Origin of the sequence: Halomonas sp. A3H3, assembly GCF_000982975.1 — a bacterium.
GTDB lineage: Bacteria > Pseudomonadota > Gammaproteobacteria > Pseudomonadales > Halomonadaceae > Vreelandella > Vreelandella titanicae.
In genome coordinates this window covers 2,946,844-2,968,164 of record NZ_HG423343.1, presented here as the reverse complement: position 1 = coordinate 2,968,164, position 21,321 = coordinate 2,946,844, and the positions used below count along the sequence as shown (strand labels likewise).

Here is a 21,321-nt window from a genome sequence, read left to right as displayed (position 1 = left end):
AGCGATGTGTACAGGCTATTCCTCCACCCGAGCCAACAATTTGATCTTGATCAATTCCTTACTTAAGCATTGCACTGTTGCGACAATATGCCATCCACCCCCTTCCTCATTCAGAGGCGCAGGTGTAAACGAACGAGGCTTGCGGTGTTGGTAGTAGGCATTAGTGCGCTTCATCCCAATTGGCACCGCTCTCCGCTTCTACAATCAGCGGTACTTTCAGCTCAGCCGCGCCCTGCATGCGTTTTTGCACCTGCTCGATAAAGGCCTCGACCTGCTTCTCGGCGACTTCAAACACCAGTTCATCGTGCACCTGCATCACCATCAGCGCATCGAACTCGCCTTCCGCTAACCACGCATCCACATCGATCATCGCCTGCTTGATAATATCGGCGGCAGTGCCCTGCATCGGCGCGTTAATCGCGGTGCGCTCAGCGCCTTGGCGGCGGTTGCGGTTTTGCGACTGAATTTCCGGTAGGTAGAGCCGCCGACCCAGCACGGTTTCGACAAAGCCATCTTCAGCTGCCTGGGAGCGAATACGCTCCATATAACGGGCCACGCCAGGATAGCGGTCAAAGTAACGATCAATGTAGGTTTGCGCCTGGTTGCGCTCGATATGCAACTGACGCGACAACCCCCAGGCACTCATGCCGTAGATCAAGCCGAAGTTAATCGCTTTGGCGCTGCGGCGCTGATCGCCAGAGACCTTCTCAAGAGAGGTGCCGAAGACTTCTGCCGCCGTGGCGGTGTGAATATCACGCCCTTCGGCAAACGCTTCCAGCAGCCCTTTATCTTCAGATAAATGCGCCATAATGCGCAGCTCAATTTGCGAGTAATCGGCGGCAACAATACGGTAGCCAGGGCGGGCAATAAACGCCTGACGAATTTTGCGCCCCTCTTCGGTACGGATGGGAATGTTCTGTAAGTTGGGATCCGACGACGACAGCCGCCCGGTCGCAGTGACCGCCTGATGATAGCTGGTGTGTACCCGGCCAGTGGCTTTATTGAGCAAACGCGGTAGCTTATCGGTGTAGGTGGACTTCAGCTTGGCCAGCCCCCGGTGCTGCATAATCACCTTGGGCAGCGGGTAATCCAGCGCCAACTCTTCCAGCACACCTTCCGCGGTAGAAGGTGCGCCTTTAGGGGTTTTCTTGAGCACCGGAATTTTCTGCTCTTCAAACAGAATCTGCCCTAACTGCTTGGGTGAACCGAGATTAAATTCGCGCCCGGCCAGTTCAAACGCCTCGCGTTCTAATTCGCCAATGCGCTGCTCTAACTGTTGGCTCTGTTTGTGCAGTAGCTCAGCATCCACGGCGACACCGTTTCGCTCGATGCGCGAGAGCACTTTGATCAGCGGCAGCTCAATATTATCCAGCACCTCCGCCAGACGCCCTTCGCTCTCGACCTGGGGACGCAGCGCTTGCTGCAGCCGCAGGGTGATATCGACATCTTCGCAGGCGTATGGCGCCGCTTGCTCCAGGGCAATCTGGTTAAAGGTCAACTGCTTGGCGCCCTTACCGGCAATCTCTTCAAAGGAGATGGTCTTTTCACCCAAATACTTGAGCGCCAGCGAATCCATATCGTGCCGGGTGGCGGTGGAATTGAGCACATAGGAGGCCAGCATGGTGTCAGCAAAAGGGCCTGCCACGGAAATCGCATAGTTGGCCAACACGGAAATGTCGTACTTGAGGTTTTGGCCAATCTTGGTTTTTGTCGGGTCTTCCAGCAGCGGTTTTAGCGCCGCCAGCACCGTTTTACGGTCAAGCTGCTTAGGCGCATCCAGGTAGTCGTGGGCAAGCGGAATATAGGCCGCCTCACCCACTTCCAGCGACAAGCCAACGCCAACAATTTCCGCATCCATGTAATTAAGGCTGGTGGTTTCCAGATCGAAACAGAAGCGCTCGGCGTTTTGCAGCCGATCCAGCCAGCGCTCGAAGTCTGCCTGTTCGAGGATGACCTGATCTTCACGAACAGAGGCTTGCACAGAAGTGCTCGCCCCCTCGGACTCGCTACCACCTTCTTCAGCGCTTACGGGCGCAGGCTCGCCGCCTTTAACGTCATCCACGCCTTCGTCTTTGCCTTCCAGCAGCTCGCCCAGCCACTGGCGGAATTCCATCTCTTTATACAGGGTGACCAGCGCTTCGCGATCCGGATGAGCAATATCCAAATCATCCAAGCCCACCGGCAACTCGCAGTCGACTTTAATGGTGGCCAGCTGATAGGAGAGAAACGCCTGATCGCGATGCTCTTCAAGCTTCTTGGGCAGAGTTTTGGCGCCCCGGAAAGTGAGCGTTTTCACTCGTTCTAAGTCGCCATAAATGGTCTCCAGCCCGCCGCCCATGCCTTGCAGCAGGCCAATAGCGGTCTTCTCACCCACGCCGGGCACACCGGGAATGTTATCGACCTTGTCACCCATCAGAGCGAGAAAATCGATAATCAATGCGGGCGGCAGGCCGAATTTTTCTTCTACGCCCGCCTCATCCAGGGTTTCATCCTTCATGGTGTTCACCAGAGTGATATGGGCATTAACCAGTTGCGCCATATCCTTATCGCCGGTGGAGATCACTGCATCGCGGCCCGCCTGGGTGGCGTGATGGGCCAGGGTGCCAATCACATCGTCCGCCTCTACGCCGTCAACGCAAAGCAGCGGCAGGCCCAGCGCCTTCACGCAGGCGTGCAGCGGAGCGATCTGGCTGCGTAGGTCATCGGGCATCGGCGGGCGGTGCGCTTTATAGTCGCTGTACAGCTCATCGCGGAAGGTTTTGCCCGGCGCGTCAAACACCACCGCCATGGGGCTTTCGGGGTAATCCTTAATCAGCCGTTTGAGCATGTTTAACACGCCTTTCACCGCGCCCGTTGGCTGACCATTGGAGGTCGTTAGCGGCGGCAGCGCATGAAAGGCACGGTACAGATAGGAAGAGCCATCGACGAGGACGATCGGAGCGCGAGCCATAACCAAGTTCCATTGTTAGATAGGATTGCTTAAAAAGAATTGCCAATAAGAGTGCCTCACATGATACGCGTTGCACAGGCAGCCTGTAGAGCCAAACTCGACTCTCTTATCACAACAACGCTGCCAACTGAGCGACCAAGCCGCTACAATAATGGGCTTAGCAACCTGGGCGAGACTCTCATGGCTGTATTTACTCCGCTTAGCGACGCACAGGTCGCCGCGTTTTTAGAAAAATTTGATGTGGGCAGTTTTGTTTCCCTTAAGGGAGTCGCGAACGGCACCGAAAATTCGACTTTTTTTGTGACTACCGACCGCCGCGAACTGGTATTAACCCTGTTCGAACAGGGCGAACACGCAGAACTGCCGTTCTTTGTCGAACTGCTGGACTATTTGGACGAGCACCGCTTACCGGTGCCCGGCACCATTCATGACCGCGAAGGTATCGCGCTGCATAGCCTGGAGGGCAAGCCGGCGTTGCTATTCCCGCGCCTGCCTGGCCGCCATCCCGAGGCGCCCAATGTAGCCCAGTGCCATGCCTTAGGCGATACTTTGGGTCACCTGCACGTGGTGTCAAAGCGTTTCCCCGGCCACCGCCCCAACCCGCGGGATCTCAACTGGCTGCAGGTGATGCACCATAAAGTATTGAGTTACCTAAGCCCCGCGGATCAAACGTTGATGAAGGATGAAGTCGACGATTTCGAGAGCGCCTTTATGCGACACGGTGAGCTGCCCCAAGGCGCCCTGCACGGTGATCTGTTTCGTGACAACACCCTGTTTGAGGGTGACCAGCTTGGCGGTATTATCGACTTTTATAATGGCTGCACTGGGGATCTCCTGTTTGATCTGGCGATTGTGATCAACGACTGGGCCTCCAACGACGATGGCACTCTCAACGCTGAGCGCTACAATACGCTGTTGAGCGCCTACCTGGCGCGCCGGCCGTTAACGGCGGATGAACGGGAACTGTGGCCCACCATGCTGCGCATGACGGCGCTGCGCTACTGGCTGTCACGCCTGCTGGTGGTCTATGTTGATCCCCCGGCCCACGATTTGACGCCTCACGACCCCGAACGTTTTCGAACCATATTAACTGCGCGCATTGCCCACGGTGCATTGCCGCTACCTGAGGTTTCTGCATGAGTGTGATGGCGACGACTAGCCCTGCCCTTCGCGCACGGCGCACCTGGAATATCGATCAATGGGGTAGCGGTTACTTCGACGTGGATGATCAAGGTCAGGCCCTGGTGCGGCCGCTGGGTAGTGATGCGGAAGGCCCGGCGCTACCGCTGAGCGGCTTGGTTCGCCAGTTGCAGAGCGCTGGGCTGCGGCTGCCTGTGCTGGTACGCTTTAGCGATATTCTTCACGACCGAGTGGAGCAGCTGTGTGGCGCTTTTGATGCCGCCATGAGCGACTGCGACTACCAGGGCGGCTACACCGCCGTTTACCCGATTAAAGTGAACCAGCAGCGCAGAGTAGTCGAAGAGATTCTGGCCACCGCCGAGCGCGGCAACGGCCGTGTGGGGCTGGAAGCGGGCAGCAAGCCCGAGTTGCTGGCAGTGCTGGCTTTGTCTGATGGCGGCTCCTCGCTGATCGTCTGCAACGGTTACAAAGACCGCGAGTATGTGCGCTTGGCGCTGCTGGGTGAAAAACTCGGGCACAAGGTCTATTTGGTGGTCGAAAAGCTCTCCGAGCTGCAGTTGATTTTGGAAGAGGCGAGAGAACTGGATGTTACCCCGCGTATTGGCCTGCGCGCCCGCCTTGCCTCGGTGGGTAAGGGCAAATGGCAGAATACCGGCGGTGAAAAGTCTAAGTTCGGCCTCACCGCCAGCCAAATTCTCGAGGTGGTAGACACTCTGCGTCGCGAGGAGGCACTGAAAAGTCTGCAGCTCGTGCACTTCCACCTGGGTTCCCAGATCGCCAATATTCGCGATATTCAACGCGGTCTGCGTGAGTGCGCGCGCTTCTACCAGAACCTGATGCAGTTGGGCGCACCCATTGACACCGTCGATGTAGGTGGCGGCCTGGGTATCGATTACGAAGGCACTCGCTCGCGCAGCTTCTGCTCAGCTAACTATTCGATGCGTGAATACGCCCGCAACGTCGTCAGCGCCTTTGCCCAGCTCTGCCAAGAGGCGAACCTGCCACAGCCTCATCTCATTAGCGAATCCGGCCGTGCGCTAACTGCCCACCACGCGGTGCTGATCACTAACGTGATTGGCGAAGAGCGCATCGACGACACGCCGCCTGAACGGCATTCGGCAGGCGAGAGCCAAGAAGATGCCCAAGTAGAGCTGCTGTGGCGGGTGTTCGAGCAGTTAGCGACCGCCCAAGAGCCGCGCATGCTGGTGGAAGCGTGGCACGATCTGCTTCAAGCGGTTAGCGAACTGCAGGAACGTTTTGTGATGGGTTTGAGTAACATTACCGCCCGCGCTGAAGGTGAGCGGGTGTATATGGCTGCCTGCACACGGCTGCGCACTCAGTTGGATACTCGTAACCGTGCCCATCGCGAAATCATGGATGAACTGGCGGAGAAACTCGCCGATAAACTGTTCGTCAACTTCTCGCTATTCCAGTCGGTGCCTGATGTTTGGGGCATCGAGCAGATATTTCCGGTACTGCCCCTTAGCGGGCTGGATCAAGCGCCCACCCGGCGGGCAGTGATTCAGGATATCACCTGCGACTCCGACGGCCGCATCGACAGCTACGTCGACGGCCAGGGGGTCGAGAGCACCCTACCGCTTCCCGAGTGGGCTTCAGACGATGAACGCTGGCTAGGGTTCTTTCTAGTGGGCGCCTATCAGGAAATTCTTGGCGATCTACACAACCTGTTTGGCGACACCGACTCCGTTGATGCTGCGCTCAATGCCGACGGCGAGTGGACACTATCTAACCCGCTGGCCGGGGACTCAGTGGCCCAGGTACTTGCCTACGTCAACTTCAATGCCAATGTGCTCAAGCAGAAGCTCACCGACCAGCTAGCCGCCAGCGGCTTTACTGCCGACGAGCAAGCGCGCTTTGCGGCGAGCTTAAGCGAAGGTCTGGAAGGCTATACCTATCTTGAATAACCGATCTTGAAAACCAGTCTTGAATAGCCCGTACTGAATGGCACGTATTGGGTTACGCCAAACAGAAGCGCCACCCTGATTTTGGGGTGGCGCTTCTTCACGATCCAACACTGTCCAGCAATTCTCTGCTTTTTTCGCTACTCGACTACGCTGGTTTCAACTACCAAACCACCGGTCAAGGTTAAACGCAGTGATGAACCGCGAACCAGCTCTCCAACGCCTGATGGCGTGCCGGTCAAAATCACATCGCCCGGCTCTAGAGTGAAGTGACGGCTCATTTCGGCTACCAAGGTTGGTATGGCGAAGATCATATCGGAGCCTTCACCGTGCTGGCGCTCTTCACCATCAATCTCAAGCGTGAAAGCCAGCGCGTTCCAGTTGGGAACACGGCTTAGCGGCAGAAACGACGAAAGCGGGCAAGCGCCATCAAAAGCTTTGGCGATTTCCCAGGGATGCCCTTTCTCTTTTAGCTTCGTCTGTACATCACGCAGCGTTAAATCCATCGCCAACCCGATACCGACAATCGCACGCTCGGCTTCATCCAGGGTGGCGTGGGTTAACGTTTCACCCACTAACAGCGCAAGCTCGGCTTCATAATGCACATCACCGCGTGAAAACGGCGGATCCAACGGTTTGGTTAGATCCACAACGCTGGTCGATGGCTTTATGAACAGCAGCGGCTCAGTGGGAACTGGATTATCCAGCTCTTTCGCATGGTCGGCATAATTACGGCCGATGCAGACAACCTTGCCCAGCGGGTGGGGAAACTCCTGGCCATCGGTAAACTGTGGAACAAAACGCATGGCGGGTATTCTCCTTCTCATTATGCGTGCCGCTTTCGCAACGACAGGCGCAACAGTTTACCCCACCTATACGAAGGTTCCACACCCTTCGGCCATGAATTTGTTTCCCCACTGCACGTTAGCGATATTGCTGGGCCTGTTGATCAGGGCTATGAGCCAGGAAATCTGGCCGTTGTTTAGCCGCGGCATAAGGCGCTTGGCAGCGATTATCCTGGCGGTTAAACACGAAGAACACGTTGCTACGCGGGTCAGGCGACAGGTTGGCGTTAGAAGCATGCAGCGTATTGCAATCGAACAGCAGCAAACCACCCGCCTTGCCTTTTGGCGCTTCAATACCGTGTTCCGCCACTAGCTCGGTAAGTGCCTCTGGGCTTGGCACGCCCACTTCCTGCGCTTTCAGCGAGCTTTTGTGGTTATCCTCCGGTGTTTCCCCCACGCACGGTACAAACTTTTTGTGCGAACCGGGGATCAGCATCAACGGACCATTGAACTCATGGTTGTCAGTTAAGATCAGCGATGCGCTAACCGCGTGCATCGCAGGCATGCCATCTTCCGCGTGCCACGTCTCAAAGTCGGAGTGCCAGTTAAAGCCCTTACCGGCAAATCCAGGCTTATAGTTAATACGCGACTGATGCACATAAGGGTCGTCGCCTATGATTTGACGAGCAGCGCCCGCGACACGCTCATCGCTGGCCAGCTTTCCCAACCGCTCAGAGAGGAAGTGCACCGCAAATAGCGAGCGGATTTCCTGGCTCTCTGGCTCAGTGACGCTGAAGTCTTGATTGAGATACTTATCGTTACTCATCAACGCCTTCATTTCCTGACGCAGCCCCTCAAGCTCTGCGCCTTCAATGAGGTTAGGAATAAACAGAAACCCTTTACGTTCAAACTCATCAAGCTGCGCCTGGCTTAACGGGCCGGAAAGTTGACGGCCTTTGACAACCGCATCTTGGCGTGGCAGCCAGGTTTTCTCAGGAGGGGTGGTTAAGCGCGACGGGTAGGCATCCTGTACCTGTTGGCGCTGAACCTGAGTAGTGTGAACGTTAGGCGTATCGGCCATTTCGCTATATTGCTTATGGGCGGTTACAGCATTTAGTGGTGTGCTTTTGACTGTCATCTAATCCACTCCTTGTATGATTAGGTTTCAGATCGAACATATTGCACGTATAAAGATTAGCGTACATATAAATAAAACAGCACGATTCTAACATCGTGCAGGGAGTAGCCTAGACCACTAAAATTTCCTCGCAAGGCATGATTTCTGGTTTGATAACGTAGGTTACGTGAAAAAAATTGAACAGTGGCTTTTTAGGCAATAAGTCACCTAAAAAGCTCACTCCAAGCCACAATGTTTGCGGTTAATGTTGCTCATCTTTTTATCTAACTGAATGGGGAGTCATACTTTGAAAAGGCAGCTACCGATTTATGGATTTATCAGCGCGCTATTAATAACCGCTGGGTGTTCTTCAGCAACAATGGATACCCACGAGACAGCGCATCGCCCTAATGAAGCTTTGATCAACACCTACTGGAAGCTGGTGACGCTTGATGGCGCGCCGGTCGTCCCCCATGAGAATTTCCGTGAAGCACATTTGGTTCTTCATCAAGAGGCTTCTCGCTTAGCCGGCGCTACCGGCTGTAATACCCTGATGGGCAGCTACCGCGTGGAAAACGAGCGCATAGAGTTTGGGCAAATCGCCAGCACTAAAATAGCCTGCCCAAAACCCCAAATGAAAACTGAGCAAGATTTTCTAGCCGCACTCAAGCAGGTAACGGCATGGAGCGTGAATGGCGCGAGGCTTGTACTGCTGGGCGATAACAGTGAACCATTGGCGGTCTTCGAGGCGGTGCATCTTTATTAATCACAAAGAGCTCATCTAAAGGACGCATTTTAAACTCACCAAGCCTAGAAGAATCAGGCCGGGGAGCGCGAAATCAAGAGGCGACCGCCGATCAGAAGAAAGACTAAACCAGAGATGCCTTGGATCGACTTCCATACCCATGGTTTCCTTAACCACTCAGCGACTCTATGCAATGTGACGACAACCATACCGTAGAAGAACAGAGCGATCAGGGCATGGCTGGCTCCCAAACCGAGCCCTCCCAGCCAGTAGTCCGTTCCACCGGCACTCAGGAACTGGGGAAAGGCCGCAACGTAGAAGATAGCGGGCTTGGGGTTGAGAATATTGGTGAGATAGCCCCGTACAAAGGCCTGTCTTTGGCTTATCCTCGGCAATGTTTGACAATCTTTCGCCTGCGACGCGAGGGGCGTTTTCGTTAATGCTACTCGAAATGCCTTAACGCCAAGCCAAATAAGATATGCAGCGCCCACGAATTTTATAATAGTGAATAACGTGACAGAGGCTGCTACGAGCGCCCCAACACCAATGAGCGCCAACGTGGCATGAGATATGATCGCCGCACAGAAGCCCAGGGTCATCAACACCCCCGTAACACGGCCTTGCGCCGGCGTCGCCTGAAGCAGCAGGAACAGGTTGGCTCCTGGGGAGACTACGATGAGCGTAACGATGGAGAGAAATGCCAAGTAATCATGAAGTGGAATCATCGAGATTCACCCTGAAATGATAAGCCCTGAATTCAACTAATAAGTGCAGCATCTGCGGTTTCTAGTGCTCTTTGCCGAGACGGCCTTGGCAACCTTTCTGTGCTCGGCGAATTCCGATCCAGAATCCAGGGTGATGGCGTGCGCTGCCCCTCGGCGTGGCATCAATAACCGCGCCTGCTGAGCTAACTGATATGTTGGGTCTGAGCCAGTTACCAGTATTCCATGCTCTGCTTCACTCTGGTAGGTAAGGCAGAAAGGGTACCAGCGCTGGCCCTACTGCCTCTACCTTGTGAACCAAAGTGCTGAGCTTATTCTATGAATCCAGGCCCGCTCGTCTTAAGTTTTATCGAAGATAATCGGGTTACTACTGCATCAATGCTCGCCGTATACCACTAGCCAATAGCGACCTGATAAGCATGGGCGACTTTAAGCACGGTCGCTTCATCCCAGCGTCTACCAACCAACTGCATACCTACGGGCAAGCCCTCCGAAAAGCCAACCGGGACGCTCATGGCTGGGTGACCACTGACATCAAACGGGGCCGTGTTGTGCAGGTTGCCAAGCGCACCGGCCAGTGTGCTATTGAGACTTTTATCAGCCGGCCTCTTTACCGCTTTCATGGCGGTGGTAGGCATGATTAACAAGTCATATTCCTGCAGAGCGTTGTCATAATCGCGCGCGAGACGCCTACCGATATTCTGGGCTTTACCATAGTAGTGGCGATTGTACTGCTCTGACATGTAGTGCCCGGCGAGCACCGTCATCTTCACCGTGTCGCTAAAGTCATGACCGCGAGCGCGGCGAGCCCGCCCATAAAAGTCCATAAGCTGCGTACTGTAATGGCCGCGCCAGTTTGTGCCGTAGCCATCGCCCCTAACCATCAGTTCGGTGGCCCCCTCAAAGGCGATCGCACTCCACAGTGCAAGCCCGTCGTTATGCATGGGCACCGACACCTCCGAAGCACGGGCGCCCACTTTTTCCAGCACGCTGATAGCCTCCCGTACAGCGGCATCCACATCGGGCTCACTGGCACCGGCAATACCAAACCCTTCACGTAGGATGCCAATGCGTATACCAGTAAGATCTTCACTTAGCGTTTCGGTGTATTTCGCCGTGCGTACGTCGTATTGGCGTGGATCTAAGCCATCCGAGCCCACCAGCACTTCCAGCATTCGGGCGCAATCTTCCGCGGTGCGCGCCATAGGGCCTACGTGGTCAAGAGTCAGCTCAATGGGAAAGATACCTGTGTAAGGCACAAGGCCATGCGTTCCTTTGATCCCGTAGCAACCGCTCCATGAGGCGGGTAGCCGAATGGAACCGCCCTGGTCGCCCCCTAGGGCCATATCGACTTCACCGTTGGTCACCACCACGGCGCTGCCGTTGGAGGATGCACCGGCCAGTCGATCATGATCGTGAGGATTGACCGGCTGGGGCTCGGGGTAGCCAGTACAGCCGCCACCGTCAAAGCAGAACGCAGGAACGGCCGTCTTGCCGATGATGTGCGCGCCAGCGTCGAGCAGCCGGGTGACAACGGTGGCGTCCTCGCGGGGCACAAAACCTTCCATGATCGGTGAGCCATTCATCATGGGAATGCCTGCCAGAGCGATATTGTCCTTTAGCGCGACCGTTCGACCCGCGAGCGGCCCCTCCTCGGCGCCAGGCACCGAACATTTCCAAGCCCAGCCATTAAGCGGATTGTCGTCACCTACGGGGCGATAGCCCAATTCCGCCCGTGGGTAATTGACAGGCAGCGATTCATCCGCCAGTTCGTCCAGGCGATCATAAATGGCCATTGAGCCAGCAACGGCGGACTGGAACTCACTCAGTTCATCAAAGGAAAGGTCAAAACCATAATAATCGGAAATGGCGGCCAACGTATCAATGTCAGGTCGTTTCACACTCATAGTCAACTACTCCTATACACAGACGATTGCCTGAAAAGGCATCTAGTGAGGGAAATACGAACTATCGCTCCAACAATTTTGGATAGTGGTGTGGCAGTCGCATCGCCACTAAGTCCTTGCGACGTACCGCGCTGTTTGGGTAAGACGATTGCAGATTGCTCGTGTCGACAGTAAGCCCAACGCAGCCAGTAGCGCTGGTTAATAGAGCCTCCTGGCGAGGAAAATAAAACGTATCCGGCCCGAATATACCGCTTAGCCCGGGTAATCCAGCCTCGGGCATATGCACGTTGGCGAAAGCGAAATAGCAGTTGTTCTCGCCACCACGTACTCGGTAATGGTGCCAATGGTGTTCGTCCGGGCCGGTGGGGATAGGCGCCGACTGATGAATACGAGTCCCCGGATGTGAACAATGAAAGGGGCCCGGTAAGGCAGCAGGGCAAGCGATGACGTCACAGCCCCGCAGGGCCAGGATGCGCCCTGCTTCGGGAAAATCGGCATCATGGCCAATCAGTATTCCAACGCGACCTAGCGGCAGGTCGCAGCTTACCCAACGCTCGCCAGGCGTCGCCCATTCGCGGTCAGCCTCGCTTAAGTGAATTTTACGATAAACCGCCATAACGCCCCGCGACCCAACCAGAGCAGCCGCATTGTAGAGATTGCCATCCGCCTGCTCCGCAAATCCGACCACGTAATACTGTTGACGCTCTTCAGCGACTCGACGCAGTGTGTCAAAAATAGCGTGATGTTGTGAAATGGGGTTGATAGCGCCAGCGTCCAGCCCCGTAAGGGCTAACTCGGGCAGAACAACCAGCTCGGCATTCTCTGCCTGGTCAATCAGCGCCATACAGTGGTCAAGGTTATCGTCGAGATTGTTCGATGGAGCAAAGTGAGCAACGGCGATGCGGCTTACTTTGCCCTTGGGCAGTGGCTGATGACCATAAAGCCGGAAAAAGTCCAGCGGATTCCAGGCGTAGGTTTGATGCAGAAGCTCATGATAGAGTTCTGGTTGACGCTCACTGCCCAACGGCCCCGTGACACGGTCAGTATCAATCTCACCCAGCACGATGCCATCCCCATCATCTCGGCGGGCTTGGACATGACCATCCGGTTCAATCACGCAGCTACCCCCACTGAATTGCACACCACGCTCACGTCCCCAGCGGTTACTTTCGATAAGATAGCAGCCATTTTCCCTGGCACGGCTCATCCAGTAAGGTGCCGGCGCACGCTCAGCGAGCCAGTTACTCAGATGGCAAATGACATCGGCGCCTTGCAACGCCACCAGTCGCGCGGTTTCGAGAAAATGAATATCCATACAGATGAGCAAAGCAATACGGCCCATCGATGTCTCGAACACTTGATGGCCGCTGTCGCCTGAAGCCGCCCATTTTGGCTCGGCAATATAAGGGTGGCTCTTGCGGTGCTTGCCCAGATAACCGTCAGGGCCAATCAATACCGCGGTGTTATAGTAAAGTCCATTGGCAGGCTCTACTTCTGGCAGGCCAATAACAATATAGCAGTCAAGCTTCGCCGCCAGAGCGGCGAAGCATTCGGTTGAAGGGCCAGGTACCGGTTCTACATAAGGAGCGACCTCCTCTCTGTCATGCCAGCAGTAACCGGTAAGCCCCATCTCCGGGGTGATGATTAGCCGCGCACCAGACGCGACCGCCTCTTCCACCAAACGCTTCAAAGCATCAATATTGCGCTCTTTGGCAAACATTTCAGGCTCAAACTGCACTGCGGCGGCAAAATATTTCATATTGTCCTCCCCGCTCGCTAGCGTGCCTGGCCAACGATGGACTTGAGAATGGAAGCACCCAAGGTATACTTTGGATCCACCATATTACCCAGCCGCACACGGCCTGCCTGGGTAAGCAGCATGTAAGCCTCGATTTCATCAAAATCGAACTCTGCCGCTAGCCAGCGAACCAGCTCTCGGTAGGCGATGCGCGTGGCATCTTCCATGGGGCGCGCGGAACCAATGGTCATATAAAACTGTTCGTTTTCCAGGCGCGGCCACTTGAACGTCCAATCTTTGATCAAGTCGACCTGTACAGTGGTCACGGTAGGATGCTCAATCGCCACGCCGCACAACTCACCATCACCCTGCGCCGCATGACAGTCGCCTAGATAAAGATAGGCGCCTTTGGTATGCACCGGCAGATAGATCACCGCGCCAGGCGCCACATCAGGCAAGTCCATATTGCCGCCGTAATAATCAGGCACCAGCGAGCTAATCGATTCAATCTCTGGCGACACCCCAATGGTGCCAATAAAAGGCTGATACGGAAGGGTAATTTTGTCAGTCCACTTCACGCCGGTTTCCGCATCAACGTCCACCTTCTTCACCCGTTCCGGTAGCGGTGTGTTGAGTAGCGCGGTATCACCGGTCGCCACCAAGCCACCAAATTCGGTAATCAGCGCCGTCGTGCCACAAGGCTGCGGGCCACGAGGTTTCATGTCACGGATATACACCGCCAGGCAATCACCCTTCTCCGCCCCCTCTACGTAAATCGGCCCGTTCTGCGGATTGAGATAAGGTAAATTAAGTAGCTCGCTTGGCTTATCGCTTTCCGAGCGCAGTTTTCCCTCGAAAGCATCATGGGTTTCCGCACTGACTACATCGCCAGGTTGGATATGCAGCACAGGCTTGGGGTTAGGTCCAAGCGTATAGTGGTATTGACCTTGAGCCACCTCAGTGAGTTGGTGGGTAGTACCCGGCTTACCCTTGGCGACGGCGCGACGGGCCATGATGGACTGATCAAACCAGTTCATTGTTCGACTCCTTTTTGAGTACTGTTTAAGTACGTTCAATCATCGCTCCGGCAACTACGGGCTGGAGCGTGCATCGTTGTTAAATGGCAAAACGTTTTCCGTGACCCCTTACGTGTCACGCCCTCAAACCGCCAGAATGCGCCGCATGGCGTCACGGTCACGAAGTTGTTCCGTCGCGAGCTCATGGGTAATCTGCCCCTTGTCCATGACGTAGCAGCGCTGCGCCATGGTCATGATCATGTCCAGGTTCTGTTCAACGAGAAGAACGGTCACGCCCAGCTCGCGATTGAGCTTTAGGATGTTGCGCGAGATGTCCTTGACGATGTTCGGCTGGATACCTTCCGAAGGTTCATCGAGCAGCATCAGCTTCGGCTTGCCTACCATGGCCCGGCCGATAGCAAGCTGTTGCTGCTGTCCGCCGCTGAAAGTGCCGGCCCGCTGATTGGCCCGCTCGCGCAAGATAGGGAAGAACTCGTAGACCCGCTCGTAGTCGACACCCTCGCCGGGCTGTTGGAGCATCTCGCCGACCTTGAGGTTTTCCCAGACGGTCATGCGCGAGAAGACCTCGCGCCCTTGCGGGATATAACCAATGCCCAAGCGCGCACGTTGGTGCGATTCGAGCGCGCCGATATCCTGACCGTCGAAGCGGATAGCGCCCTGTCGATGCTTAAGAAGACCGATTAGCGTCTTCATTAACGTTGTCTTGCCAACGCCATTTCGGCCGATGACGGCAACCACCTCGCCGCGGCCCACACTCAAGCTGACCTCTTGCAGAACGGCGGTGGTACCGTAGCCAGACGTAACGCCTTCCAAGCTCAACAGATGTGTATTATTCGTCGTCATCGGCTGTCCCCAGGTAAATGCGTGCGACCTCTTCGTTAGCCTCGATGTCGTTGATCGTGCCTTCCGCAAAGATCTCACCGAAGTTCAGTACGGTGACCTTATGGGCAATCTGGCGTACGAACTCCATGTCGTGTTCAACCGCCAAAATGGACATACCCTGGCGATTGAGCGCCTGGATCATCTCGCCGGTGCGCGCCGTTTCTTCCGGCGTCATGCCAGCCGTTGGCTCATCGAGCAGTAGCAAACGCGGCTCCGTGCTCACCGCCATGCCGATCTCAAGCCACTGTTGCTCGCCGTGGGAGAGTTCTCCGGCAAGCTCTTCGGCCTTGTCGGTAAGCCTTACGAAGGCGAGTGCCTTGTCGATCGCCGCCGTCATCGAATCGCCATGCAGATGGTTCTGAACCGCGATCTGCATGTTTTGCCAAACGGACAGCTCAGCGAAGATACCCGGCACCTGGAACTTGACAGCGATTCCCTGTTTCACGCGCTCAAAGGAACGCAGCTTGGTGATTTCCTTATCTGAGAAGTAGATCTTGCCAGCGCTGGGTTGATGCTCACCGAGCACAAGCTTGAAAAACGTGCTCTTCCCCGCGCCATTCGGGCCAATCAAGCAGCGGATTTCACCGGACGCCATTGAGAAGTTCACGTCCTGCGCCACTTTTACGCCGTCGAAATGCTTATATAAGTTCTCGGTTCGCAATATGGTCACGACATGCCCTCCTTACGCTTGCGGAGACGGCTTACAAGCCTGACCAGCCCCGGGATCAACCCTTCCGGCAAATAGACCACGATGACGACCAGCAGCAAGCCCATGATGACGAAGGCGTAGTAGCTGCCGTAGATCGTGAGATTCTGGAAAATGCCCAGCACCACCAAGGTGCCCACTAGCGTCGCGGTGAGGTCTTTACGCCCGCCCACCGCCACCCAGATAATGGGTAATGCGGCGGCCGCCAAATCCATGTTGGACGGGCTGATGTACTGCCCCCAGGCGGTATACAGCACACCAGACAGACCCGCTAAACCACTGCCAATCACAAAGGCAATTAACTGGTAGCGGCGAATGTCGTAACCGAGCATTTCAGCGCGGTGCGGGTTCTCACGAATCGCCACCAGCACATTGCCGAACCTCGAATTAACCAGCACCCGTAAGCCCAGATAGCAAAGCACCAGCATGGCGAGAAGCAGGTAATAAAGCGGCACGCCCGAGTACAGCGCTATATCGCCTCCCGCCCAGGGGATGGTCAGCGGCGGCATACCGGTCATGCCATTGTCACCACCCATCCGGGCATCGCCGATCGCCCACTGTGAGCCCGCCGTCTGCGCCATGAAAGTTGCAAAAACCAGCGTGGTCGACAGCGTGACAATCCCCAGGAAGACGCCGCTGATGCGTCCGTAAAAAAGCATGTAACCCAGCAGAGCCGCCCCCAGACACGACATCCCAACGCCGAGCAGCACTCCGACGATGGTCATACCGTAAGCCGCGCCAAAGTTGATCGTGACGACACCGTACGTATACCCGGCAAGCCCGAAGAAAGCGGTCTGGCCAAAGCTGAGCGCGCCCGTGTATCCCCAGATCAGCGATAGCCCAAGAGCCATAAACACCCAGCAAAAAAAGTAGGCCGTATTACCGACACTCCAGCCATCTGCAAAGGCGGGGTAAACGGCGGCCGCGCCAATCGCCAAGGCAAAGCCAACCCAAAACAGCGATCCGCGACCCAGTGTTTGCGGACCGTTAACGAGCCGCATCCAGTTTGGCACGCGAGACGCTGACCGCGCCGTCAGCGGGTCTTCTCGTTGCAACATAGCCATTTATGAACGCCCCTTGAGTAACCAGCCAGACAGGCCTTGCGGGAGAATGCGGATAACCACCATGACGGTTATTAACAGCCCCACCTGGCCCATGAGCTGCCCCTGCCACCCGGTCAGGAACGCCTTGATAACCGCGAGCGTGGCCGCGGCTGGCGCCGTACCCAGGAACACATCCGCCCCGCCCACAACCACCGTCACGAAGCTCTCGACCAGGAAGTTGGCGCCCAGCGTCGGGACGATGGAGATCGTGGGGGCATAAAGCGCGCCGGCCAAACCGGCCAGTGCAGCCCCGAGACCAAAGGTGAGGGAGTACATACGCCCGGTGTCGATCCCCGCGGCTTTAGCCATGTGCGGTGCTTGAATCGTTGCCCGCGAATGGATACCGAACGTCGTATGGTGAAACAGCACATACAAGCCAATAAGCAGTAGCAAGGCGACCCCAAGCAGCACCATTCGATAGGTCGAGTAGGTGTAATCGCCCACCGAAAAGCTACCCAGCGGCGTGCTGATACCCGACATGCTGGAGCCAAACACGATCAGTGTGCCTTGAGTGAGAACCAGGCTGATCCCCCAGGTGGCCACAATGGAGTCCAATGGCCGGTGATAGAGGCGATGAATAATCGTGCGTTCAAGCACAATGCCAAGAATCCCGGCGGCAAGGCTGCCGCATAACATAGCGATGGGCAGTGGAACCCCCATGCGCGCCGTTGCCACCGTTACGTAGGCGCCGCACATGATAAATTCACCGTGAGCCAGGTTGATGATACCCATCATCCCGAAGATCACCGCAAGCCCCATGGCAGATAGCACCAGGAAGGCAAACGCATCCCCAAACTGATAAAACGCTGTAAACGCGAAATGTATATATTCCATATCCAGGCTCCTGGGCAGGAAACGCCAGCGAGTTTCCCGCTTAATGCAAACTCACAGGTCAGGCAGGGTGAATTTCATCACCCTGCCGGGACGATGCGTGATATTTACTCGTTGGGAGGGCTAGAAGGGGTGTACTGGGCACTTGGGTCGTTCTGGGTCAGATCGCAACCATTTTCACCCAGCCAGTACGGCTCGATATTTTCCCAAGTTTCGGGGAAAGATATCTCGTGGTTCTCATCCACTTTCGCCAGAAAGATATTGTGAGACATATGCTGGCTCTTAGGGTCGAGACACACGGTGCCAGAAGGGCCATCGAAGCAGACATCGCCCTCGGCGATCACTTCGCGAAGGTCTTCTTTGTCGGTCGAACCGCCGGCACGCTCAACCATCTGCTTATAAAGGTACATAGCAATGTAAGAGTTCGCGGCTTCCTGATTCACATAGGGCGTATCAGGGAAGCGCTCATAGAACTTCTCAACAAACGCGTTAGCCTCAGGGGTATCCACTTCTTCGATAAAGTTCGTGGTAACAAACATGTTTGCAAGGCTTGGGGGCGCGAAGCGCTTATGCTCGTAGCCCTGTCCGACATTTACTGACGATGCCATGGGCAGCCCCAGATTTGCCGATGCCGCTTGCTCGTAGTAAGACGCCTGGTTGGAACCGACAAGTAGGGTTACTACAAAGTCTGGATCCTCACCCTGAATATCTTGAATTGTCTGTGAAAATTGTGAAACACTCAGTGGAATGAACGCCTCGCCTACAATTTTCCCGCCTTCCTCTTCCACAATCTGTCTAACCCACTCCGCCGAGATCTGGCCAAAGTTATAGTCCGCGGCGATCGTATAGACCTTAGGGCCATACTCTTCCATCATCCAGGGAATCAGCGTCGAGAACTGCTGCTCCGGAACAGCGCCAGTGACAATCATGTTGGCGTCACATACGCCGCCTTCATACTGATTGTTATAAAACGCCAACCCATCAAACTGGTTAACAATCGGTCGATATGCTTCCCTTGATGAAGAAGCAAACCCCGCAAAGACGGTATCCACTTGATCACGCTGGAGAACCCGCCGCATTAACTCTTGATAACGACGATCATCAGACTGAGTGTCGTAAACGACGAGTTCCACCTCGCGACCCGCGATACCGCCTGCGCCATTGATTTCCTCAGCCGCTAATTCAATGGCACTCACCTTCGCCTGAGTGACTGCCGCAAAGTTGCCGGACTGATCCTCTAACACACCGATCCGGATAGGATCATCTGCCGAAGCGCTGGCCACAAAAGCGCCAGCCATCAGAGTTGATAAGGTTATCGTTCTCTGAATTGTTGAGTATTTCATTTGTATACTCCCAGTTTAGTTTTTACTGTTTCCTGCAACGCTTTAACGCCTTCCTGCGGCAATACAGCTTCCTACATCGCCTCTACATGAAATGAGAAACGACGCTCTGCTCTTAAACGCAATGACGGCTAAAATCGTGTGGTTAGGTGTTAGAGTTCAATGATGTGCCCCACTTTTGCCTCGCTTGTTGTCTCGCTTATTGTTAGTTAGGCCACTACAAGTAGCGATTGAACCGGGCTTCCCCGAGACCATCGGTGACATCGAAATCTCCCTTCAGCGCTGCCATAGCAATCTCGCCGGAGACGATCATCGCCGAGAGGTCTTCCAGTGATAGACGTCGGTTCATGCTCGCCGAGCGCAACAGGGCAAAAGCGTCATTGACGGAAACGCCCATATCCTCAATGAGCTTGATCGCCGCCGTACAAACGACTCGGCGTGCACGCACCTGCTGTTCCAGACGTTGAAGTCTCTGCTCAGTCTCGTAGCGCTCATTAAACTTTTGGTTAGCGAGAATTAGGCTCGCGAGAATACCGGCCTTACGTAACGGCTTGGTGAGATAGCCGCAAACTCGGCGCTCGATGAACCAATTGACCGAGCTCGGCGCATCCGAACCGATCAGGGCAATCGCCGGCCCCTGGACACTGTCGATCATGCGAGTGATGCTGCCGAACTGGCGTCCCAATTCATCATCGAAGAACACCAAGTCAAACGGCCTATCAGCCCCCACTTCATCGTGGATTTCATAAACGACCGGGGTAACTCCCAGTTCTACAAGGAACTGGCTCAGCACCGCCCGATCCTTTTCGGCGGCACACACAACCAATGCACGGTGGCCCCTGAAGTTACGTCGTGTGGTAACAGTCATCGCACGATCCTCAAGCCAATATTGTTTTGAGCAATGGGCGTTTCCGTCTGAGCAGAGCTTCCACCACATGCTTCAGCCCAAACGAGATAAGGATCCGGGCGAACGGGGGCGTTTGCTTCTGAAATCACCTTGAACGTCGCGTCTTCGCGGGATATTCCTAGCCGGACGGTCAAGTAGCTGTGATTGCTCTCAGGATCGACATGAACCATGCCCTGCGGGGCTTGGAACGACGTTTTATGCAAGGCTTTTTTCACCCGTTCGATATCAACTGAATCGGCGCCAGCCAGCGCCAGGGCAAGAAGATGAACGGTGTTATAAGAAGCCTCTGCATCTGCACTCGGTAAAGCATTGTGGCCATATCGCTTGCGGTAACTTTTAACGAACTGCTTGTTAACATCCGTCTCAATGGTCGAGAAGTAGACACTCGATGCAAGATGCCCACTACATGCCTGCGAACCGATCTGGGCGAGTTCCGGCTCACAAAGTGTGCAGCTACCAATGACCGTTTCTTGTAGTGCCGCATTCTCAGCGCGAGCTTTTGCAAACGCCCGGTAGAACGCGTAGCTAGACTCACCGATCAGCATGTTCATGATGAAGGCGGGGCGCTTTTCGTGGATTTCTTCGATGATGCGTGCCACATCCAAATCACCTACCTGCAAGTACCGCTCGGCGATCATCTCTCCACCGTGTGCTTTGGTAAGTTCCCTAATGATGCGGCCGTTTTCCCAGGCCCATACATAGTTGGAGCCTACGAAGTACACATCTCGTGTGATATGGGCAAGCACATAGTCCATCAGCGGCAGAACATGTTGGTTCTGCACGGCGCCCGTATAAACGACGTTGTTATTGGTCTCGAACCCCTCGTAATGAGAGGGATACCACAACAAACCGTCATATTTTTCGAAAATCGGGATAACTTCTTTTCGGCTGGAAGACGTATAGCAACCAATCACGTGCTTCACGCCCTCATGGCGAAGCAAACTCCTCACGAGTGTGCTGTAGGCAGCGATGTCACCGGCTGGCTCACACTCGATGGGCACAAGCTCAAAGGGATATCGTTTGTCCTGGTTGACCTCTTCCAGCGCCAGCATCGCCCCATCGCGCATTGAGCGGCCAACGGTGGCGTAGGGGCCTTGGGTGGAGAAGAGTATGCCAACCGGGATACGACTGTTCATTGACTGACCTTCCTATTTTCAGACATAAAAAAAGGGCTCACAACGCTACCTGACGGTAACGATGGGAGCCCTATTGCTCTGTGCCTTTTCGGTGTATGCCGACGCACAATATGTCAATTACTAAACTTAGTATTGTGACCCCTAATCGACTTTGTCAACTCATTGACGCTATTCTTAAGTCGAAGGCCATTACCACTAAACAACTATAAAAAAACTAAAGCAACAAACGTGCCAATTAAACAACATGCCACAATAGCGGCTTTTGAACACCTTTAATGTAGGTGCTTCGCCTCTTTTTGATACACACATAAGAATTTATGCTGCACGAAGGTGCACTCAGGCTTCCCATGCTT

General features: G+C 55.1%; 17 protein-coding genes and 1 pseudogene. 3 read left to right on the top strand and 15 right to left on the bottom strand.

The annotated features are described in order from the left end of the window. Positions 1–160: 160 nt before the first annotated feature. Positions 161–2,950 carry a DNA polymerase I gene (gene polA / locus HALA3H3_RS13100; protein WP_022522056.1) on the bottom strand — a complete coding sequence of 930 codons (2,790 nt, stop codon included), beginning with the start codon at positions 2,948–2,950 and terminating at the stop codon, positions 161–163. 180 nt (positions 2,951–3,130) lie between these two features. Between polA and HALA3H3_RS13095 the strand changes: the two genes are divergently transcribed. Next, the gene (locus tag HALA3H3_RS13095) at positions 3,131–4,090 is read left to right on the top strand and encodes a homoserine kinase (protein WP_039860825.1); all 960 of its coding nucleotides are present in this window, start codon (positions 3,131–3,133) and stop codon (positions 4,088–4,090) included. Further along, on the top strand, positions 4,087–6,015 hold the full coding sequence (speA, locus tag HALA3H3_RS13090) for a biosynthetic arginine decarboxylase (RefSeq protein WP_022522054.1): 1,929 nt from the start codon (positions 4,087–4,089) through the stop codon (positions 6,013–6,015). Before HALA3H3_RS13095 ends, speA begins: the two co-directional genes overlap by 4 nt. A gap of 137 nt (positions 6,016–6,152) precedes the next feature. Here the strand turns inward: speA and HALA3H3_RS13085 are convergent, their stop codons facing one another. Together HALA3H3_RS13085 and thpD are read right to left on the bottom strand one after the other, a co-directional pair. Beyond that, positions 6,153–6,818: a fumarylacetoacetate hydrolase family protein gene (locus HALA3H3_RS13085; protein ID WP_022522053.1), complete on the bottom strand. Its 666-nt coding sequence runs from the start codon at positions 6,816–6,818 to the stop codon at positions 6,153–6,155. Positions 6,819–6,936: 118 nt separating this feature from the next. Beyond that, entirely contained in the window at positions 6,937–7,935 is a 999-nt protein-coding gene (gene thpD / locus HALA3H3_RS13080; RefSeq protein WP_022522052.1) for an ectoine hydroxylase, read from the bottom strand. Between the two features lie 358 nt (positions 7,936–8,293). On the opposite strand from thpD, the gene HALA3H3_RS13075 reads away from it, so the two are divergent. Then, the gene (locus HALA3H3_RS13075; protein ID WP_053856980.1) at positions 8,294–8,680 is read left to right on the top strand and encodes an META domain-containing protein; all 387 of its coding nucleotides are present in this window, start codon (positions 8,294–8,296) and stop codon (positions 8,678–8,680) included. 53 nt (positions 8,681–8,733) lie between these two features. Here HALA3H3_RS13075 and HALA3H3_RS13070 read toward each other — a convergent pair whose 3' ends face one another. From HALA3H3_RS13070 to HALA3H3_RS13020, 12 genes and pseudogenes are all read right to left on the bottom strand, one after another. Then, positions 8,734–9,384 (bottom strand): LysE family translocator, encoded by a 651-nt coding sequence (locus HALA3H3_RS13070; protein ID WP_053856979.1) that lies wholly within the window; start codon positions 9,382–9,384, stop codon positions 8,734–8,736. A 66-nt stretch (positions 9,385–9,450) separates the two neighbouring features. Next, a pseudogene (locus tag HALA3H3_RS27995) lies at positions 9,451–9,573 on the bottom strand (IS30 family transposase); the annotation flags it as partial. Between the two features lie 203 nt (positions 9,574–9,776). After that, on the bottom strand, positions 9,777–11,288 hold the full coding sequence (locus HALA3H3_RS13065; protein WP_022522050.1) for an amidase: 1,512 nt from the start codon (positions 11,286–11,288) through the stop codon (positions 9,777–9,779). Between the two features lie 61 nt (positions 11,289–11,349). After that, positions 11,350–13,047 carry a nitrilase-related carbon-nitrogen hydrolase gene (locus tag HALA3H3_RS13060; protein WP_022522049.1) on the bottom strand — a complete coding sequence of 566 codons (1,698 nt, stop codon included), beginning with the start codon at positions 13,045–13,047 and terminating at the stop codon, positions 11,350–11,352. Between the two features lie 17 nt (positions 13,048–13,064). Continuing rightward, positions 13,065–14,063 carry an acetamidase/formamidase family protein gene (locus HALA3H3_RS13055; RefSeq protein WP_022522048.1) on the bottom strand — a complete coding sequence of 333 codons (999 nt, stop codon included), beginning with the start codon at positions 14,061–14,063 and terminating at the stop codon, positions 13,065–13,067. Between the two features lie 123 nt (positions 14,064–14,186). After that, positions 14,187–14,906, bottom strand: a complete 720-nt coding sequence (gene urtE, locus HALA3H3_RS13050) for an urea ABC transporter ATP-binding subunit UrtE (protein WP_022522047.1) — start codon at positions 14,904–14,906, stop codon at positions 14,187–14,189. Next, positions 14,893–15,615, bottom strand: a complete 723-nt coding sequence (locus tag HALA3H3_RS13045; protein ID WP_022522046.1) for an ABC transporter ATP-binding protein — start codon at positions 15,613–15,615, stop codon at positions 14,893–14,895. The genes urtE and HALA3H3_RS13045 overlap by 14 nt, the downstream gene beginning before the upstream one ends. Then, the gene (locus HALA3H3_RS13040) at positions 15,612–16,715 is read right to left on the bottom strand and encodes an ABC transporter permease subunit (protein ID WP_022522045.1); all 1,104 of its coding nucleotides are present in this window, start codon (positions 16,713–16,715) and stop codon (positions 15,612–15,614) included. The genes HALA3H3_RS13045 and HALA3H3_RS13040 overlap by 4 nt, the downstream gene beginning before the upstream one ends. Continuing rightward, entirely contained in the window at positions 16,716–17,588 is an 873-nt protein-coding gene (locus HALA3H3_RS13035) for an ABC transporter permease subunit (protein ID WP_022522044.1), read from the bottom strand. A gap of 104 nt (positions 17,589–17,692) precedes the next feature. Further along, positions 17,693–18,928, bottom strand: a complete 1,236-nt coding sequence (locus HALA3H3_RS13030) for an urea ABC transporter substrate-binding protein (RefSeq protein WP_022522043.1) — start codon at positions 18,926–18,928, stop codon at positions 17,693–17,695. 214 nt (positions 18,929–19,142) lie between these two features. Beyond that, on the bottom strand, positions 19,143–19,793 hold the full coding sequence (locus HALA3H3_RS13025) for an ANTAR domain-containing response regulator (RefSeq protein ID WP_022522042.1): 651 nt from the start codon (positions 19,791–19,793) through the stop codon (positions 19,143–19,145). Then, the gene (locus tag HALA3H3_RS13020; protein WP_022522041.1) at positions 19,790–20,968 is read right to left on the bottom strand and encodes a transporter substrate-binding domain-containing protein; all 1,179 of its coding nucleotides are present in this window, start codon (positions 20,966–20,968) and stop codon (positions 19,790–19,792) included. Before HALA3H3_RS13020 ends, HALA3H3_RS13025 begins: the two co-directional genes overlap by 4 nt. Positions 20,969–21,321: the final 353 nt, after the last annotated feature.

Excerpts from the sequence above, each read along its gene's own strand:
- HALA3H3_RS13020 (WP_022522041.1), bottom strand. The coding sequence starts at position 20,968 with ATGAACAGTCGTATCCCGGTTGGCATACTCTTCTCCACCCAAGGCCCC.
- HALA3H3_RS13055 (WP_022522048.1), bottom strand. The coding sequence starts at position 14,063 with ATGAACTGGTTTGATCAGTCCATCATGGCCCGTCGCGCCGTCGCCAAG.
- speA (WP_022522054.1), top strand. The coding sequence starts at position 4,087 with ATGAGTGTGATGGCGACGACTAGCCCTGCCCTTCGCGCACGGCGCACC.
- HALA3H3_RS13070 (WP_053856979.1), bottom strand. The coding sequence starts at position 9,384 with ATGATTCCACTTCATGATTACTTGGCATTTCTCTCCATCGTTACGCTC.
- HALA3H3_RS13040 (WP_022522045.1), bottom strand. The coding sequence starts at position 16,715 with ATGGCTATGTTGCAACGAGAAGACCCGCTGACGGCGCGGTCAGCGTCT.
- HALA3H3_RS13075 (WP_053856980.1), top strand. The coding sequence starts at position 8,294 with ATGGATACCCACGAGACAGCGCATCGCCCTAATGAAGCTTTGATCAAC.
- HALA3H3_RS13060 (WP_022522049.1), bottom strand. The coding sequence starts at position 13,047 with ATGAAATATTTTGCCGCCGCAGTGCAGTTTGAGCCTGAAATGTTTGCC.
- HALA3H3_RS13030 (WP_022522043.1), bottom strand. The coding sequence starts at position 18,928 with ATGAAATACTCAACAATTCAGAGAACGATAACCTTATCAACTCTGATG.
- urtE (WP_022522047.1), bottom strand. The coding sequence starts at position 14,906 with ATGACGACGAATAATACACATCTGTTGAGCTTGGAAGGCGTTACGTCT.
- HALA3H3_RS13065 (WP_022522050.1), bottom strand. The coding sequence starts at position 11,288 with ATGAGTGTGAAACGACCTGACATTGATACGTTGGCCGCCATTTCCGAT.
- HALA3H3_RS13095 (WP_039860825.1), top strand. The coding sequence starts at position 3,131 with ATGGCTGTATTTACTCCGCTTAGCGACGCACAGGTCGCCGCGTTTTTA.
- HALA3H3_RS13085 (WP_022522053.1), bottom strand. The coding sequence starts at position 6,818 with ATGCGTTTTGTTCCACAGTTTACCGATGGCCAGGAGTTTCCCCACCCG.
- HALA3H3_RS13025 (WP_022522042.1), bottom strand. The coding sequence starts at position 19,793 with ATGACTGTTACCACACGACGTAACTTCAGGGGCCACCGTGCATTGGTT.
- thpD (WP_022522052.1), bottom strand. The coding sequence starts at position 7,935 with ATGACAGTCAAAAGCACACCACTAAATGCTGTAACCGCCCATAAGCAA.
- HALA3H3_RS13035 (WP_022522044.1), bottom strand. The coding sequence starts at position 17,588 with ATGGAATATATACATTTCGCGTTTACAGCGTTTTATCAGTTTGGGGAT.
- polA (WP_022522056.1), bottom strand. The coding sequence starts at position 2,950 with ATGGCTCGCGCTCCGATCGTCCTCGTCGATGGCTCTTCCTATCTGTAC.